The organism is Pantoea sp. Ap-870, from assembly GCF_011752515.1.
Classification (GTDB): Bacteria; Pseudomonadota; Gammaproteobacteria; order Enterobacterales; family Enterobacteriaceae; genus Pantoea; species Pantoea dispersa.
Window position 1 is genome coordinate 1 of record NZ_VWXG01000016.1, and the last position, 18,189, is coordinate 18,189.

Below are 18,189 nucleotides of genomic sequence, written 5' to 3' on the forward strand. Positions count from 1 at the left end.
TTACGCTTTCCTCCTTCAGAGTCAAACACTTTTTTCAGCGTTTTTCTCCGGCGGGGTGAATCACTTCACGCCCTGCTGAGCCGCCTGCGTTGCCGCTTTGCCGTCTCAGTGGTGGCGCATTATAGGGAGTTAATCTGAAGTGACAAGCATTTCCTGAAAAAAATTGACTGAAAGCTACTTTTTTATACGAACGCGGTAAAAACAGACATTTCCCGTCTAATAATCAGGCAAATCAGCTCTCACAGCGGCACAAATCAGCGCCATCATCGCAGCGACCGATGCTATCCTGTTTAACTTACGCTCTTTGCTGACCGATTTTCTTCAAGAAGGATTTTCAATGATTCGCTCCGCGCGCAGTATGGCCGGCCTGCCCTGGATCGCCGCCATGGCGTTTTTTATGCAGGCTCTCGACGCCACCATCCTGAATACCGCGCTTCCCGCCATTGCCACCAGCCTTGAACGTTCCCCACTCGCCATGCAGTCCGCCGTCATCAGTTATACGCTCACGGTCGCGATGTTGATTCCGGTCAGCGGCTGGCTGGCCGATCGCTTTGGCACGCGTAAGGTGTTTATTGTGGCGGTTTCCCTGTTCACGCTTGGCTCACTGGCCTGTGCGCTGTCCGGATCGCTGAGCATGCTGGTGGTTTCGCGCGTGGTGCAAGGCGTTGGCGGAGCAATGATGATGCCGGTAGCGCGTCTGGCGCTGCTGCGCGCCTATCCGCGCAGCGAACTGCTGCCGGTGCTCAACTTTGTCACCATGCCCGGCCTGGTCGGACCGATTCTTGGCCCTATGCTCGGTGGTCTGCTGGTCACCTACGCCAGCTGGCACTGGATCTTCCTGATTAATATTCCTATCGGCATCGCCGGCATCTTCTATGCGCGCAAATATATGCCAGACTTCACCACGCCAAAACGCCGCTTCGATTTCGGCGGTTTTATGCTGTTTGGTTTTGGTCTGGTGCTGATCTCCATCGGTATTGAGCTGTTTGGCGAGCGTATCGTATCGCCGTGGCAGGCAGTGCTGGTGCTGGTCAGCGGCGTGGTATTGCTGCTGCTCTATATTATGCATGCGCGCCGCCATCCGGCTCCGCTGATTAGTCTGCCGATGTTTAAGACACGCACGTTCTCCGTCGGGATTATCGGTAATATTGCCGCGCGTCTCGGTACCGGCTGTATTCCGTTCCTGATGCCGCTGATGTTACAGGTAGGATTTGGCTATCCGGCGATCATCGCCGGCTGCATGATGGGGCCCACGGCGATTGGCTCGCTGCTGGCTAAATCCACCGTGACTCAGGTGCTGCGCCGCTTTGGCTATCGTAAAACGCTGGTGGGCATTACGGTTATCATCGGCGTGCTGGTCGCCAGCTTCGCGCTGCAGTCGCCGGACGGAAGCATCATCATGCTGCTGGTGGCGCTGTTTGTACTGGGCATGGCGATGTCGACCCAGTTTACCGCCATGAATACCATCACACTGGCGGATTTGAATGATGAGAACGCCAGCGGCGGCAATAGCGTGCTGGCGGTAACGCAGCAGGTGTCGATCAGTTTTGGCGTGGCGGTCAGCGCCGCCGTGCTGCGCTTTTACCAGGATTTTGAGAGCACCACGGTGCAGCAGTTCCACGCCACCTTCTTTACCATGGGCGTGATTACCGTGCTGTCGGCGCTGGCGTTTCTGATGTTACGGCCGGGGGATGGCCGTAACCTGATCGCCAACCGCGAGAAAACGCGTAAAAGCAGTTAAACCGAACCGCGCTCCACCAGCTCCGGCGTCAGCACCAGCGTTTGCTGGCTGGCGTCGGGATCGCTCATACGATGAATCAGCGTATCAATGGCCAGCTCGCCCAGCTCATCTTTCGGCTGATGAATGGTACTGAGCGGCGGCGTCAGATAGCGCGCCAGCTCAATGTTGTCATAGCCCATCACCGCCATATCCTGCGGCACGCGCAGTCCCGCCTGATACAGGGCGTGATAGACGCCTACCGCCATCGCATCGTTGCTGGTAAACACCGCCTGCGGTGGCGGATCGAGCGCCAGCAGCTGATTCATGGCGTTGAAACCGCCCTGAAATTCGAAATCGCCGTCCACCACATAGCCCGGCGGCACCGCCAGCCCACTGGCTGCCATCGCCTGATGAAAACCGTCCAGACGCAGGCGCGCCGGGGTTTTATCCAGCGGCCCGGCAATACAGGCGATGCGGGTGTAACCGCGATCAATCAGATACTGCGTAGCCAGTTCGCCGCCCAGCAGCGCGTTATCCTGAATAATATCGCCGCGCCCTTCAAACGGCGCCCAGTCCATCATCACCATCGGCACCGAAGGATAGCGATTAAGGATTTCGGCGGAGGGCAGATGGGTTTCCGTGCACATCATCAGCAGGCCATCCACGCGCTTCTGCATCAGCGTTTCAAGGCTGCGATTCATGCGCTCTTCATCGCCTTCGGTATTGCACAGAATCAGGCTGTAGCCGCGTTCATAGCAGCTGTTCTCTACACCGCGCACCACTTCCGAGTAGAACGGGTTGCTGCTGGCGGTCAGTAACATACCAATGGTGCGCGTTTGCTTGATCTTCAGGCTGCGCGCCAGCGCCGACGGCGCGTAGTTTAATTCGCGAATCGCCTGTTCCACTCTGTCGCGCACCTGTTCGCTAACAAAACGGTTGTTGTTGATAACGTGCGAAACGGTGGAGGTGGAGACGCCCGCCAGACGGGCGACATCTTTCATGGTAGCCAAGCGCTTAACCCTGTTGCTGCAGGAATGCGTCAATCTCAGTGCGCCATGGCACTGAGGGCTGTGCGCCCGGGCGCGTCACGGCAATGGCTGCCGCCGCATGGGCAAAACGGACCGCATCCTGCATCGCCACGCCTTCCAGCCGCGCGGTAATGAAGGCCCCGTTGAAGGTATCACCGGCAGCGATGGTATCCACCGCCTGCACGCTGAAGCCGGGAATACGTTGTCCCTGGCCCTGCTCGCTGAGCCATACGCCGCGCCGGCCCAGCGTAATCAATACGGTATCGATGCCTTTGGCGTGCAGCGCCTGGGCTGCCCGCGCCGCGTCGTCGTCGTCGTTGACGGCGATGCCGGTGAGGATTTCCGCTTCGGTTTCATTCGGCGTAATAATGTCGATCAGCGCCAGCAGCTCATCAGAGAGCTGGGTCGCCGGCGCCGGATTAAGGATCACCTGGGTGTGGCTGGCGCGCGCGATGCGGGCCGCGGCCAGCACGCTGTCCAGCGGCGACTCCAGCTGCATCAGCAGCGCATCGGCCGAACGAATTACCTGCTGGTGGCGCTCCACACAGGCTGGCGTCAGCGCCGCGTTCGCGCCTGAGTAGATGCCAATGTTATTTTCGCCTTCGCCATTCACGAAGATCATCGCCACGCCGGTGGCTTCCTGCGCCACGGTTTCCACCGGAGCGGTATCAATCTGGTCCTGCTGCAGCTGCTGGCGAATACGTTCGCCGATGTCATCTGCACCCACGCAGGCAATAAAAGCAATGTCAGCGCCGGCACGGCCAGCCGCAACGGCCTGGTTGGCCCCTTTACCGCCAAAGGCAACCTGATACTGTTTCCCGATCACCGTTTCACCCGGACGGGGAAAATGGGCGAGGTTGAGGATGTGGTCGGCGTTGATGCTGCCGAGTACCGCCAGTTTTGCGCTTTTGCTCATAGGGAGTTATCCAGGAAGTTGCGCCACCGCGAGGGTGGCGCGTTGCCATGCTTTTCTTTGGGTTTTATTTAGTAACCAGTTTCAGGTCAACCGGGTTGATCGCCTGCACTTTTTCGCCCTTCAGAACTTTATCTGCGGTATCGACGCCAATCATACCAATCTTGTCTGGCATCTGTGCAACGGTCGCGCTGAGTTTACCGGATTCTACCGCCTTCACGCCGTCCGCGGTGCCGTCAAAGCCCACCACCAGCACGTCGGTTTTGCCTGCGGTCTGCAGCGCACGCAGCGCGCCCAGCGCCATTTCGTCGTTCTGGGCAAAAACTGCCTGCACGTCCGGATGCGCCTGCAGCAGGTTCTGCATCACGTTCAGACCTTTAGTACGGTCGAAGTCGGCCGGCTGGCTGGCCAGCACGTTGAATTTGTGTGCATCAGCGGCCTGCTTAAAGCCTTCGCCACGCTCGCGGGCAGCGGAGGTGCCGGCAATGCCCTGCAGCTCGATGATTTTCGCACCGTCGCCCAGTTTCTTCGCGATGAAATCGCCGGCCATTTTGCCGCCGAAGCGGTTATCAGACGCCACGTGGCTGACAACTTTCCCCTGCGCCGCCATACGGTCCAGCGTAATCACCGGGATGTTCGCCTGGTTAGCCATTTTCACGGCGTTACCGACCGCGTCAGAATCCGTTGGGTTGATCAGCAGCAGTTTGGTGCCGCGCACAGTGAGATCCTGCACGTTTGCCAGCTCTTTTGCCGGGTTGTTCTGTGAGTCGAGCACCACCAGGTTATAGCCCAGCTTATCGGCTTCTTTCTGTGCGCCATCTTTCAGCGACACAAAGAACGGGTTATTCAGGGTTGAGACCACCAGCGCAATCGTATCCTTAGCCATCGCGCCAGCACTGAGGGTGGCGCCAAGGATGACGGCCAATGCAGTTAACTTTTTCATTTCTTTAATCCTGTGTGAAGGTCAGAGTTACTTACTGCTTTTGTTATCCACCAGCACCGCCAGCAGAATGACGACGGCTTTGACAATCATCTGGTAGTAAGACGATACGCCCATCAGGTTGAGGCCGTTATTGAGGAAGCCGAGAATCAGCGCACCGATCAGCGTGCCCATAATGCGCCCTTTACCGCCCGCGAGGCTGGTCCCGCCCAGCACTACTGCGGCAATCGCATCCAGTTCATAACCGGTGCCCGCCGTCGGCTGCGCGGAAGAGAGACGCGCCACTTCGATGGTGCCCGCCAGTGCCGCCAGCAGGCCGCACAGCGAATAGACGATGACTTTAACGCGGTTAACGTTGATGCCGGACAGCCGCGTGGCCGCTTCGTTACCGCCCAGCGCATAGATATAGCGACCAAGGCGGGTGTGATGCAGCATGTACCATGCCAGCGCGAACACCACCGCCATCAGCCATACCGGCGTCGGAATGCCCAGCGGACGGCCAATGCCGAACCAGCCAAACAGATCGGCGTTATCGCTGAAGCCGGTGTTGATCGGACTGCCGTTGGTGTAAACCATGGTGACGCCGCGCAGCAGCAGCATCATCACCAGCGTAGCGATAAACGCCTGCACCTTGCCGCGTGCCACAATCACACCGGTAATGGCACCAATAAAGGCACCGAGCGCCAGCGATGCCGCTACGGCCACCAGCGCATTGACTTCCAGCCCGACAATCGATGCCGCTACCGCGCCGGTCAGCGCCAGCAGCGAGCCGACCGAAAGATCGATGCCTGAGGTCAGAATCACCAGCGTCATGCCCACCGCCATGATGGCGTTGACCGACGTCTGCTGCAGGATGTTGAACATGTTGGGCAGCGTGAAGAAGTTCGGGCTCTGGCTGGCAACCACGGCGATCAGCACAATCAGCGCGATCAGCGATTTCTGCTCCAGCAGCCAGGCTTTGCTGAACCAGCGACGGCTGGCAGGTAAGGTTTGGGTACTCATACAACTAACTCCTCGCTGTGTTGCTTACCGACCGCCGCTGCCATCAGGGATTCCTGGGTAGCCTGCTCACGGGAAAATTCGCCACTCAGATGGCCTTCATGCATCACCAGAATGCGGTCGCTCATGCCCAGCACTTCCGGCATTTCCGACGACACCAGGATGATGCTCAGCCCTTCGGCTTTAAACTGGTTAATTAACTGATAGATCTCTTTTTTCGCCCCGACATCGACGCCGCGCGTCGGCTCGTCGAGGATCAGCACATCCGGGCGCGTCATCAGGCCACGCGCAATCGCCACTTTTTGCTGATTACCGCCGGACAGCAGACCGATCGGCTGCATCATTGACGGCGTTTTCACATTGAACAGGCGAATAAAATCGCCCACCGCCAGCTGCTCTTCGGCGTGCTTCAGGCCGCCATCGGCGCGGCTGAAGTAGCGCAGCGCGGTCAGCGACATGTTCTCTTTGACCGACATCCCGAGCACCAGCCCGTCACGCTTACGGTCTTCCGAGATATAGACGATGCCGTTGGCCAGGCCGTCCTGCGGCGAGCGGGTAACAATCTCGCGGCCGTTAAGCGTTACTTTGCCGTGCGTACGCGGCAGCGCGCCATACAGCACCTTCATTAATTCGGTGCGGCCCGCGCCCATCAGACCGGAGATGCCCAGAATCTCGCCCTTACGCAGGGTAAAGCTGACATCTTCTACGCCCGGTCCGCTAACGTGCTCGACCCGCAGCCGCACCTCGCCCGGTGTCTGATCGAGATGCGGATATTGATCCTCAAGCTTGCGGCCAACCATCATTTCGATCAGGCCCTCTTCGCTGAGATCGCCTACCGCGCGCTCGGCAATAAACTGGCCGTCACGGAACACGGTGACGTCATCGCAAATCTCAAAGATCTCTTTCATGCGGTGTGAGATATAAACAATGCCGCAGCCCTGCGCTTTCAGCTCATTGATGACGCGGAACAGCGACAGGGTTTCGGTATCGGTCAGCGCATCGGTCGGTTCATCCATAATGATGACCTGCGACTCGAAGCTGAGCACTTTGGCGATCTCCACCATTTGCTGGTCGCCAATGGACAGATCGCCCACCAGCTTGTGGCTGCTGAAGCGCAGATTGAGGCGCTTTAACAGCGCATCCGCCGCGGCATACATCTGTTTCCAGTCGATGCGGCCAAAGCGGTTAACGAATTCACGGCCGAGGAAAATATTCTCCGCGACGGTCAGCTGCGGGATCAGGTTCAGCTCCTGATGGATGATGCCGATGCCGGCTTCCTGAGACGCTTTCGGCCCGGAGAACGTCACTTCTTTTCCCAGCCAGTGCAGCGAACCGGCGTCCATACTGTAGATGCCAGTCAGCACCTTCATCATGGTGGATTTGCCCGCGCCGTTTTCTCCGACCAGCGCCATCACGCGCCCGGGATAGACCGCCAGCGACGCGCCGTTGAGCGCCTTCACGCCGGGAAATGATTTTTCAATTCCCCTGAGTTGCAATAACGGTTGCATAGCGGCCTCAGAAAGTGACGCCCGCGCTCAGGATGACATTCGCATACGGAGAGCACTCTCCGCTGCGAATGACCGCCTGACTGCGCTGAGTGTGTTGTTTGAACTGTTCATGGCTGGTGTAACGAACGCTAATCACATTCCCCTGGTGCTGTTGCAAGGCTTCGAGCACGGCGATCAGCTGGCTATGGAGTTGCGGATTGTGTTGTTGGATCTCTTCCGCTATCAGGGCACTCTCAACCTGCATCTCCTGCGTGATGACCTCCACCACCTGTAAAAAATCGGGCGTACCGGGCGTCAGCGCCAGATCGATGCGCTGTGGACCGGCCGGGATCGGCAAGCCCGCATCGGCAATCGTCAGCGTATCGGTATGCCCGAGGCGGGCAATCACATGAGAGACTTCAGCGTTTAACAGGCGACCTTTTTTCATTTATTCCACTCCACAGCGAAACGTTTCGCTGTCTGGCAGTGTATTAAATGTACATGGCAACTCAATGACGGCATCACGGAAATGTGATCGCCATCGAAACGTTTCGCCTGGGCCGGGGAAAATTTGAGTTTGGCGGGATGGCGGAGCCAGCGACGTGGCTCCGCAGGAGGAAGTTAAGGCAGTTTACGCACCTGTTTAACGTCCAGTTCAATCGAATTGAAATCCTTATCCAGTTCGCCGGTCAGCTCGACCTGATCCTTCGGCGTAATGGTCTGGCCGTTCCAGCGTTTGTGGTCGATCTCCACTTTCATGCTGCCGCTGCTGTCGCGGAACAGATAATCTTCATCGCCGATCTGCTTATCAAGCTGGCCGCGCACGGTGATCCAGCTGTCATCCTTCATCTCTTCGGCCTGTTTTACCGTCACCACACTGCTGTTATCGGCCTTAAAACCGCCGGCTTTAGCCTGGGCGGCAGGCGCGTTGGGGTCGACAAAGCCACCCTGCTGGGCGGCTAACACCGGGGTTGCCGCCAGGGCGATAATGGCGAATAGCGCTGCACTCTTTTTCATTTTTCACCTCATTTCCATGTCTGTGCGGATTACGGGAGCTATTTCACCACAGGGTTCTTAACAGGATCTTAAGGGAAAAAAAGAGGGGAAAAATAAGCCAAAACGGGCGAATGACGCTGTACAAGCGTGCATCTGCTTCGTATAAACCCCAGGTAACCGGGAGAAACGCATGCGCATTTTATTAATTGAAGACGATACGCTGATTGGCGATGGCCTGAAGGTCGGCCTGACCAAACTGGGTTTCAGCGTCGACTGGTTTGTCAGCGGCGAAGCCGGATTTCAGGCGCTCAACGCGGCGCCATGGGATGCCGTGGTGCTTGATCTGTCGCTGCCGCAACGCGACGGGCTGGACATCCTGCGCCAGTGGCGTGAGCAGGGCGCGGATGTCCCGGTGCTGATCCTCACCGCACGCGATGCGCTGGACCAGCGCGTGCAGGGCCTGCAACTCGGTGCTGACGACTATCTGTGTAAGCCGTTTGCGCTGACGGAGGTGGCCGCGCGTCTGCAGGCGCTGATTCGTCGCCGTCACGGTCAGCTGCAGCCGGAGCTGCGTCACGGCAGGCTGGTGATGGCTCCCGGTAGCCACAGCGTGATGGTCGATGGCGAACCGCTCAGCCTGAAAAGCCGTGAGCTGGCGCTGCTGGAGCTGTTCCTGCGCAATCCCGGTCGCGTACTGACGCGCGCACAGCTGGAGGAGAAACTGTACAGCTGGGACGACGACGTTTCCAGTAACGCGGTCGAAGTGCACATCCACCATCTGCGTAAAAAGCTCGGCAGTCAGTTCATCCGCACCGTACACGGCATTGGCTACACGCTGGGAGCGGCAGAATGAGTCTGTTCCTGCGGCTGGCCATCGGCTTTCTGCTGTTAATTATTCTGTGTGGTGCCAGTGCCACCTTTAGCGCATGGCAGCAGACGCGCGACACCGTTAATGAGCTGTTTGATACCCAGCAGATGCTGTTCGCCAAACGCCTGCTGGCGCTGGATGCCAGTCGCCTGCAGGCCGCCTCGCTGCCAAAAACCAAAGCGATTTTGCGCCACCATCGCGGCGATCAGGATGACGACGCGCTGGCCTTTGCGGTGTTCAGCGCCGACGGCAAACCGCTGCTGAACGACGGCGAAAACGGCCGCGATTTGCCGTTTACCGCGGATCGCGACGGCTTCCACGATGGTCGCCTGCGTGGCGATGACGATCGCTGGCGGCTGCTGTGGCTGACCTCAGCCGATAAGCAGTGGCGCGTGGTGGTCGGACAGGAGTGGGAATATCGCGATGATATGACACGCGATCTGGCACTGAGCAGCCTGCTGCCGTGGCTGGTGGCCATGCCGCTGATGTTGCTGTTGCTGCTGGCGCTGGTGTGGTTTGAGCTGCGTCCGCTGAAACGCCTGACTGCATCGCTGCAGCAGCGCGTGCCGGATGATGCCACCCCGCTGACGCCGCAGCGCCTGCCGCTGGAGGTGAAGCCGCTGGTGGCGGCGCTGAATGGCCTGTTCGCCCGCATGGCACAGCTGGTCCAGCGCGAACGGCGCTTTACCTCCGATGCGGCGCACGAGCTGCGCAGTCCGCTGGCGGCGCTGCGCGTGCAGAGTGAGGTGATTCAGCTGGCCGGCGATGACGAGGCGATGCGCAACCATGCGCTGCAGCAGCTCGACAGCGGCATCCTGCGTGCCACGCGGCTGGTCGATCAGCTACTGACGCTGTCGCGCGTCGAAGCGGACGATCTGCGCAGCGAATTTCAGCCGGTGCCCCTCGCGCCGCTGCTGCACCAGCTGGTGACTGAACACCAGGCACAGGCGGCAGCGCAGCATACCAGGCTGACGCTGACGGCTGACGCGGAACCGGTGATGAACGGTCATCCACTGCTGCTGGGTTTACTGCTGCGCAATCTGCTGGATAACGCGCTGCGCTACACGCCGTCCGGCAGTGAGATTCAGCTGCAGCTCAGCGCGCGCAGGCTGGAGGTGGTGGATAACGGACCGGGCGTCAGCGCAGAGCAGCTGGCGCGGCTGGGTGAACGCTTCTGGCGACCGCCGGGGCAGGCGCAAACCGGTAGCGGGCTTGGCTTGTCGATTGTGAAAAATGTGGCTCAGCTGCACGGCATCCGGCTGACCTTCAGCGCGGTGCAGCCGCAGGGGCTGCGCGTCACCCTCAGCTGGTGACGCGCGATGCGTCAGATTTCGACCTGAGTACCGAGCTCGATTACCCGGTTAGGCGGAATTTCAAACTGATCCGGCGCGCGCAGGGCGTTGCGCTGCAGCGCAAGGAACAGCTTGCCGCGCAGACGCAGATACCACGGGCGTTTGCCGATGATCAGCGACTCGTGTGACATAAAGAATGAGGTTTCCATCATGCGGCAGTTGAGCCCTTCGAGGCCGCAGCGGTGGAAAATCTCCTCGACGTTCGGCGTTTCGCGCCAGCCGTAGCTTGCCACCACGCGCCAGAAGGTGGGCGACAGCTGCTCAATGGTCACGCGACGCACGTTGTGCACATAAGGCGCATCTTCGGTACGCAGCGTCAGCAGCACCACGCGCTCGTGCAGCACCTTGTTGTGCTTCAGGTTATGCAGCATGGCAAAGGGGATGACATTGAGCGCTCGCGACATGTAGACCGCCGTGCCCGGCACGCGCACCGGCGGCGATTTCTCCAGCGAGGCGATCATCGCCTCCAGCGAATTGCCATGCTCATGCATACGACGCAGCAGGCGGAAGCGCTCGCTCTTCCACGTGGTCATCACGATAAACATCATCAGCGCCAGCGTCAGTGGCAGCCAGCCGCCGGAGAATACTTTGACCAGGTTAGCGGAGAACAGCGAAACGTCGATGCACAGCATCGCGATGAGAATCAGCACCACCAGGTAGCGATTCCAGTGCCAGTTCTGAATCGCCACCGTTGAACACAGAATGGCGGTCAGCACCATGGTACCGGTCACCGCAATCCCGTAGGCGGCCGCCAGATTGCTGGAGTGCTCAAAGCCGACGATTACAATCACCACAGAGAAATAGAGCAGCCAGTTGATCACCGGAATATAAATCTGGCCGGATTCCTCTTCGGACGTGTGCACGATGCGCATCGGCGGCAGATAGCCAAGACGCACCGCCTGGCGCGTCAGCGAGAATACGCCGGAGATCACCGCCTGCGAGGCGATCACCGTGGCCAGCGTCGCGAGAATCAGCATCGGAATCAGCGCCCAGTCCGGCGCCAGCAGGAAGAACGGGTTTTTGATGGCCTCCGGATGCTCCAGCAGCAGCGCGCCCTGGCCGAAATAGTTGAGCACCAGCGACGGCAGCACCACCACAAACCATGCCAGGCGAATCGGAAACTTACCAAAGTGGCCCATATCGGCATACAGCGCTTCAACGCCGGTGATCGCCAGCACCACCGCGCCCAGCGCGAAGAACGATACCGTTTTGTACTGAATAAAGAAGTGCAGCGCCCAGTACGGGTTCATGGCGTGCAGCACCTCGGGATTATTGATGATACTGCGCGCACCCAGCACCGCCAGAATGATGAACCACAGCAGCATCACCGGCGCAAACAGCTTACCGACAATACCGGTGCCGTGTTTCTGAATCACAAACAGCAGCGTCAGTACCGCAATCGCCAGCGGCACAATGTAGCTATCGAGGCTCGGCGCGGCGATCTCCAGCCCTTCGATGGCCGAAAGCACGGATACCGCCGGCGTGATCACCACTTCCCCGTAGAAGAAGCTGCCGCCAATCAGCCCCATGATCACCAGAATCGCCGTGGCGCGTGCGCCGGTATTGCGGCCCGCCAGTGACATCAGCGTCAGGATCCCGCCTTCACCGGCGTTGTCGGCGCGCATCACATAACTGATGTATTTAAGCGAAACCACCAGAATCAGCAGCCAGAAGATCAGCGACAGAAAGCCAAACACCGCCTCGCGTTCCACGCCAAAGCCGAACTGACCAGAGAGACACTCGCGCAGGGTATAGAGCGGGCTGGTACCGATATCGCCATACACCACGCCGATCGCCGCCAGAGTGACTGCGCCAAGGGACTGTTTCTTATCCGAGCTCATAAGTTGTCTTTTGTTGGAGCCGCGCAGGCCTCAGCCCGGCGCTCAGATCATCAAAAAGCGCACAGTATGCACATATTCCCGAAAAAACCTACTTTTACCGTCTGGCATTACGCCGTCTGTGCAGCGTTTTTTCGCCGAAAATCGGCGCGAAATGCGCTGAAAACCCGCGATTTGCCTCACCTCAACCTTCTGAAACAAAAAAGCTGACGGCTATCAACGCTTTCACGCATGATAAACAGTAGAGTATTGCGCTCGCCAGAATATGACGGCACCAGGATCAGAAGGACAATGATGTGATTATGGCTCAACCCCATCTTTTGGCAGAAAGAATTTCTCGCCTCAGCAATGCCCTGGAGAAAGGGCTGTATGAACGGCATCATGCCATTCGTCTCTGCCTGCTGGCAGCGCTGAGCGGCGAAAGCGTGTTTCTGCTTGGGCCACCGGGCATCGCCAAGAGCCTGATTGCCCGCCGCCTGAAATACGCCTTCCAGCACGCCCGTGCCTTTGAATACCTGATGACCCGTTTTTCCACGCCTGAAGAGGTGTTTGGCCCGCTGTCGATCCAGGCGCTGAAAGATGAAGGACGCTACCAGCGTCTGACCAAAGGCTATCTGCCGGATGCCGAAATTGTCTTTCTGGATGAGATCTGGAAAGCCGGTCCGGCGATTCTCAATACGCTGCTCACCGCCATTAACGAACGTCGCTTCCGCAACGGCGACAGCGAAGAGCCGATCCCGATGCGTCTGCTGGTCACCGCCTCCAACGAACTGCCGGAGGCCGACAGCGGTCTGGAAGCGCTGTACGACCGTATGCTGATCCGGCTGTGGCTCGACAACGTGCATGAAAAGCAGAACTTCCGCAGCATGCTGACCCACCAGCAGGATGAAAACGCCAACCCGGTGGCGGAATCGCTGTGCATCAGCGATGAAGAGTATCAGCAGTGGCAGAAAGGCATCAGCCAGGTCAGCCTGCCCGATCATGTGTTTGAACTGATCTATCAGCTGCGCCAGCAGCTGGAGAACCTGCCAGAGGCGCCGTATATCTCCGACCGCCGCTGGAAAAAAGCCATCCATCTGCTGCAGGCCAGCGCGTTTTACAGCGGCCGTGTGGCGATTGCCCCGCTTGATCTGATCCTGCTGAAAGATTGCCTGTGGCACGACGTGGCGTCGATGCAGCTGCTGGACCGTGAAATTGATGCGCTGATGACGCAGCACGCGTGGCAGCAGCAGGCGATGCTGCACACGCTGCAGCAGATCAAAGCGCGCCGGCTGGCGCTGCAACAGCAGCAGAGCGTGGCGCAGGCGCTGACGCTGGAGAAGCACAGCGGCATGTTCAGCCGCAAACCGCACTATGAATTACCGGCCTCGATCACGGACGAACAGCTGACCCTGATGCTGCAACAGCCGCTGACGCTGCACGACATGCAGGTCACGCACGTGGTGGTGGCACGCGATGCGCTCAATCAGTGGCTGCTGAAAGCGGGCGAGATCCGCGGCAAGCTCAACGGCATCGGCTTTGGCCAGACGCTCGACCTGCTGGTGGATGCGCACCACTGTCTGACGCTGCGCGACGTCAGCCTGCAGTCCACGCGCCTGACGCTGCCGGGTGCCGCCAGCAGCAGCGACGTGCCGCAGGAAATCATTGAAGAGTACGACGCGCTGGAGGCCCAGCTGCGCGCGCAGCGCACGCTGTTTAGCCAGCACCAGCGCTGCCTGTTTATCAGCGACGACTGGCTGGCACGCATCGAAACCAGCCTGCAGGATGTGGCGGAACAGCTGAAACAGGCGAGAAAATGATCTCGCTGGAGACGCTCAGCACGCTGCTGTCGATTGGCGAAACCGAGCTGATCGAAGAGCTGATTGTGGCACTGCTGGCCTCGCCACAGCTGGCGCTGTTCTTTGAAAAATTTCCGCGCCTGAAACAGGCGATGATGGGCGAGCTGCCGCGCTGGCGCGCCGAGATTGCCGCCCAGATGAAAACCACGCTGGTGCCGGACGCGCTGGCGCGCGAATTTCAGCTCTTCCAGCAGATGCAGCTGCTCAGCAGCCACGCCTTCAGTGAGCAACTGCCCGCCATCATGACGCAGCTGAAAGCGCTGCCGTCCCCGTTTATCGAAGAGGCCAGCAAACTGCTGCTGCATACCGACAGCGCCCAGCTGAGCAATGCGCAGCACACGCTGTTCCTGCAGCGCTGGCGCCTGAGCCTGACGCTGCAAACCCTGACGCTGAACGAAACCCTGCTGGAAGAGCAGCGGGAACGCCTGATGGCTGAGCTGCAGCAGCGCATGGCCATCAGCGGCCAGCTGGCGCCGATTCTGACCGATGACGACGAAGCCGCCGCCGGACGCCTGTGGGATCTGAGCAAGGCACCGCTGCAGCATGGCGACTATGAGTTGATTGTGCAGTACGGCGATTTCCTCGCCCAGCAGCCGGAACTGATGAAACTGGCGCAGCAGCTGGGACGCAGCCGCGAAGCGAAATCGGTACCGTCACAGGATGCGCCGCTGGAAGCGTTTCATCAGCTGGTGCGCGAGCCGGACAACGTGCCGGAAGAGGTCAGCGGCATCCATCAGAGCGACGATGTGCTGCGTCTGTTGCCGCCGGAACTGGCGGCGCTGAGCATCAGCGAACTGGAGCTGGAGTTTTATCGCCGGCTGGTGGAGAAACGCCTGCTGACCTACCGGTTACAGGGCGATGCCTGGCACGAGAAAGTGACGCTGCGCCCGGCCAGCCATCAGCAGCACGAAGCACAGCCGCGCGGCCCGTTCATCGTCTGCGTGGATACCTCTGGTTCGATGGGCGGTTTCAATGAACGCTGCGCCAAAGCGTTTTGTCTGGCGCTGCTGAAGGTGGCGCTGGCCGACAGGCGGCGCTGCTACATCATGCTGTTTGCTCACGAAGTGATTGGCTACGAGCTGACCGCGGATAACGGCATCGAGCAGGCAATCCGTTTTCTCAGCCAGCGTTTTCGCGGCGGCACCGATCTGGCCGCCTGCCTGTCTGCGGTGGTCACGCGTATGGAGGGCAGTCAGTGGCAGGAAGCCGATGCGGTGATCGTTTCCGATTTTATCGCCCAGCGTCTGCCGGACGACATCGTCAGCACTATTAAACAGCGCCAGCGTCACCACCAGCAACGCTTCCACGCCGTGGCGATGTCGGCGCACGGCAAACCCGGCATTCTGCGCATTTTCGATCACATCTGGCGCTTCGATACCGGCCTGAAAAGCCGCCTGCTGCGCCGCTGGAAACGCTAATTCATCAGGCAGAAATGCTAATTTGCTATAGTGAATTACCCGCTGTGTTTAATCAGCTTACGGAGTTCACTGTGACAACCGCTCATCTTCACGATCAATTGCCTGCGCCCACCCGCACCGTCCGGCTTTCCGGCAGCAGCAGCGACGCCAAACGCGCCGAACTGCTGGCCTATTTCACCCAGACCTGGGAGCTGTACGAAAGCCTGTTCGACTGCCTCGCCGATGAGCGCGCGTACTTTAATAAAGCCATCACCCTGCGCCATCCGCTGATCTTCTACTTTGGCCATACCGCTACTTTCTACATTAATAAGCTGATGGCGGGCGGTTATCTGCAGCAGCGCATTGACGATCGCATCGAGGCGATGATGGCGATCGGCGTGGATGAGATGAGCTGGGACGATCTCGACGACAGCCATTACAGCTGGCCGGACGTGGCCGAGGTGCGCGACTACCGCGGCAAAGTGAAAACCGTGGTAAGTGAATTCATCCGCACCATGCCGCTGGATCTGCCGATTGACTGGGACAGCCCGGCGTGGGTGATTCTGATGGGCATTGAGCATGAGCGTATTCACCTCGAAACCTCCAGCGTGCTGATCCGCCAGCTGCCGCTTGAGTGGGTAAAACCGCAGCCGCACTGGCCGGCGTGTCCGCAGGCGCGCCACGATCGTGCCTCGGTACCGGCCAATACGCTGGTGGCGATGCCAGGCGGACACGTCACGCAGGGTAAAACCGATGATACCTACGGCTGGGATAACGAATACGGCAGCCTTACAACTGAGCTGAAACCGTTCAAAGCCAGCAAAATGCTGGTGAGCAACGCCGAGTTCTTTCATTTTATTGCTGCTAACGGCTACAACGAACGCCGCTGGTGGGATGACGAAGGCTGGGGCTGGCGCGAGTTTGCCCAGGCGCAGATGCCGACTTTCTGGGTCGGCGACATCGCGCAACCTGACGATCTCCGGCTGCGTCTGATGACCGAAGAAGTGGCGATGCCGTGGGACTGGCCCGCCGAAGTGAATCAGCTGGAAGCGGCGGCATTCTGCCGCTGGCTGGCAGAAGAGAGTGGCAAAGCGATCCAGCTGCCATGCGAAGCCGAGTGGATGCAGCTGCGCGAGCAGGTTGCCGGCGATCAGCCGGACTGGATCGACGCGCCGGGCAACATCAATCTCGCCCGCTGGGCCTCTTCCTGTCCGGTAGACCACTTTGCCCAGGGTGACTTCTTCGACATCGTCGGCAACGTCTGGCAGTGGACCACCACGCCGACCAACGGCTTTGAAGGCTTCAGGGTACATCCGCTGTATGACGATTTCTCCACGCCCACCTTTGACGGCAAACATGCGCTGATCAAAGGCGGCAGCTGGATCTCCACCGGCAACGAAGCGCTGAAATCCTCACGCTACGCCTTCCGGCGCCACTTCTTCCAGCATGCCGGTTTCCGCTACGTGGTTTCCTCGCATCAGGAGAGCATGGCGCTGAATCCGTATGAAACCGACAGCATGGTGTCGCAGTACCTTGATTTCCAGTACGGCCCCGGCTATTACGGTGTGCCGAACTACGCGGCGGCGCTGGTCGACATCGTGCTGCCGCACTGCGCGCAGCGTGGCCACGCGCTGGATATCGGCTGCGCCACCGGTCGTGCCAGCTTTGAACTGGCGCGCCATTTTGCTGCGGTCACCGGCATGGATTACTCGGCGCGCTTTATCGACGTGGCGCTGCAGCTGACCTCGGGCGAGGATTTCCGTTACGTGGTGCCGGAAGAGGGAGAGCTGGTGGAGTATCGCCAGGTGCGGCTGAAAGAGTTTGGTTTCGATGAGACCCTGGCGCAGCGCATTCAGTTTGTGCAGGGCGATGCCTGTAACCTGAAACCGCAGCCAGATGGCTACGATCTGGTACTGGCCTCTAACCTGATCGATCGCCTGCGCCAGCCGAAGCGCTTCCTGCAGGACATCACGCCGATGATCCGCTCCGGCGGTTTGCTGGCTATCTCCTCACCTTACACCTGGCTGGAAGAGTTCACGCCGAAGGAGAACTGGCTGGGTGGTTTCCGTGAAAACGGTGAAGCGCTCACCACCTGGCAGGCACTGCAACGGCTGCTGCGCGATGCCTTTGAGGAGGTTGCGCCGCCGCAGGACGTGCCGTTTGTGATTCGCGAAACCGCGCGTAAGTTCCAGCACACACAGGCCCAGCTGACGCTGTGGCGTAAGCGCTAAAAAGCGTGCAGACAGCGGCAGCTCCGCTGTCTGCGCCTTGCCTGTCCCGCTAATTTGCTGCACATTCTCCCTGTTCAGAGAAGAAGAACCTAATGAGGATGGATGATGGCGGAACACCTGCAACTGGATAATCTCGACCGCGGCATTTTAAATGCGCTGCTGCAAAACGCGCGCACCGCGTACGCCGAACTCGCCAAGCAGTTCAACGTCAGCCCCGGCACGATTCACGTGCGCGTCGAGAAAATGCGTCAGGCGGGGATTATTCTGGGTACGCGCGTGGAGATCGATCCACGGCAGCTCGGATTTGATGTCTGCTGTTTTATCGGCATCATTTTGAAAAGCGCGCGCGACTATCCGGCAGCGCTCAGCAAACTGGAAGCGCTGGATGAAGTGGTGGAAGCCTGGTATACCACCGGCCACTACAGCATTTTTATTAAAGTGATGTGCCGCTCCATTGATGCGTTGCAGCAGGTGCTGATCAACAAGATCCAGACCATTGATGAAATCCAGTCCACCGAGACGCTGATCTCGCTGCAAAACCCGATCATGCGCACTATCAAGCCGTGATCGGCTTCCCCGCTG

Annotated in this window: 15 protein-coding genes; 7 read left to right on the forward strand and 8 right to left on the reverse strand. The window is 59.3% G+C overall.

Features of this window, described 5'->3' with window-relative positions; all coding sequences use genetic code 11:
• Positions 1-337: 337 nt before the first annotated feature.
• Entirely contained in the window at positions 338-1,741 is a 1,404-nt protein-coding gene (mdtD, locus tag F3J41_RS22940) for a multidrug transporter subunit MdtD (protein ID WP_021508168.1), read from the forward strand.
• Here the strand turns inward: mdtD and rbsR are convergent.
• The 7 genes from rbsR to F3J41_RS22975 all read right to left on the reverse strand — a co-directional run bounded on the left by rbsR (position 1,738) and on the right by F3J41_RS22975 (position 8,104).
• Positions 1,738-2,730, reverse strand: a complete 993-nt coding sequence (rbsR, locus tag F3J41_RS22945) for a ribose operon transcriptional repressor RbsR (RefSeq protein ID WP_371815525.1) — start codon at positions 2,728-2,730, stop codon at positions 1,738-1,740. The genes mdtD and rbsR overlap by 4 nt on opposite strands.
• 4 nt (positions 2,731-2,734) lie before the next feature.
• Positions 2,735-3,664, reverse strand: a complete 930-nt coding sequence (gene rbsK / locus F3J41_RS22950; RefSeq protein WP_058770712.1) for a ribokinase — start codon at positions 3,662-3,664, stop codon at positions 2,735-2,737.
• A 64-nt stretch (positions 3,665-3,728) separates the two neighbouring features.
• A complete protein-coding gene (gene rbsB, locus F3J41_RS22955) occupies positions 3,729-4,604 on the reverse strand; it encodes a ribose ABC transporter substrate-binding protein RbsB (RefSeq protein ID WP_021508171.1) in 876 nt (291 codons plus the stop codon).
• A gap of 27 nt (positions 4,605-4,631) precedes the next feature.
• Positions 4,632-5,603: a ribose ABC transporter permease gene (gene rbsC, locus F3J41_RS22960; RefSeq protein WP_021508172.1), complete on the reverse strand. Its 972-nt coding sequence runs from the start codon at positions 5,601-5,603 to the stop codon at positions 4,632-4,634.
• A complete protein-coding gene (rbsA, locus tag F3J41_RS22965) occupies positions 5,600-7,108 on the reverse strand; it encodes a ribose ABC transporter ATP-binding protein RbsA (RefSeq protein WP_058758228.1) in 1,509 nt (502 codons plus the stop codon). Before rbsA ends, rbsC begins: the two co-directional genes overlap by 4 nt.
• Before the next feature lie 7 nt (positions 7,109-7,115).
• Entirely contained in the window at positions 7,116-7,535 is a 420-nt protein-coding gene (gene rbsD, locus F3J41_RS22970) for a D-ribose pyranase (RefSeq protein ID WP_021313542.1), read from the reverse strand.
• 173 nt (positions 7,536-7,708) lie between these two features.
• A complete protein-coding gene (locus F3J41_RS22975) occupies positions 7,709-8,104 on the reverse strand; it encodes a YgiW/YdeI family stress tolerance OB fold protein (RefSeq protein ID WP_058758226.1) in 396 nt (131 codons plus the stop codon).
• Positions 8,105-8,273: 169 nt separating this feature from the next.
• Here F3J41_RS22975 and qseB point away from each other — a divergent pair, with 169 nt between their 5' ends.
• Positions 8,274-8,936, forward strand: coding sequence for a quorum sensing response regulator transcription factor QseB (gene qseB / locus F3J41_RS22980; RefSeq protein ID WP_021508175.1), 663 nt, complete (start codon positions 8,274-8,276; stop codon positions 8,934-8,936).
• A complete protein-coding gene (gene qseC / locus F3J41_RS22985; protein ID WP_166712577.1) occupies positions 8,933-10,264 on the forward strand; it encodes a quorum sensing histidine kinase QseC in 1,332 nt (443 codons plus the stop codon). Before qseB ends, qseC begins: the two co-directional genes overlap by 4 nt.
• Before the next feature lie 11 nt (positions 10,265-10,275).
• On the opposite strand, the gene kup is transcribed toward qseC, so the two are convergent.
• Positions 10,276-12,144, reverse strand: a complete 1,869-nt coding sequence (gene kup / locus F3J41_RS22990) for a low affinity potassium transporter Kup (protein WP_021508177.1) — start codon at positions 12,142-12,144, stop codon at positions 10,276-10,278.
• Positions 12,145-12,443: 299 nt separating this feature from the next.
• On the opposite strand from kup, the gene ravA reads away from it, so the two are divergent.
• The 4 genes from ravA (at position 12,444) to asnC (ending at position 18,174) form a co-directional block, all read left to right on the forward strand.
• Positions 12,444-13,940, forward strand: a complete 1,497-nt coding sequence (gene ravA / locus F3J41_RS22995; RefSeq protein WP_104189839.1) for an ATPase RavA — start codon at positions 12,444-12,446, stop codon at positions 13,938-13,940.
• Positions 13,937-15,397, forward strand: coding sequence for an ATPase RavA stimulator ViaA (gene viaA / locus F3J41_RS23000; RefSeq protein WP_166712579.1), 1,461 nt, complete (start codon positions 13,937-13,939; stop codon positions 15,395-15,397). Before ravA ends, viaA begins: the two co-directional genes overlap by 4 nt.
• A gap of 71 nt (positions 15,398-15,468) precedes the next feature.
• The gene (gene ovoA / locus F3J41_RS23005; protein ID WP_159377274.1) at positions 15,469-17,607 is read left to right on the forward strand and encodes a 5-histidylcysteine sulfoxide synthase; all 2,139 of its coding nucleotides are present in this window, start codon (positions 15,469-15,471) and stop codon (positions 17,605-17,607) included.
• A gap of 105 nt (positions 17,608-17,712) precedes the next feature.
• A complete protein-coding gene (gene asnC / locus F3J41_RS23010; protein ID WP_007893613.1) occupies positions 17,713-18,174 on the forward strand; it encodes a transcriptional regulator AsnC in 462 nt (153 codons plus the stop codon).
• Positions 18,175-18,189 lie beyond the last annotated feature (15 nt).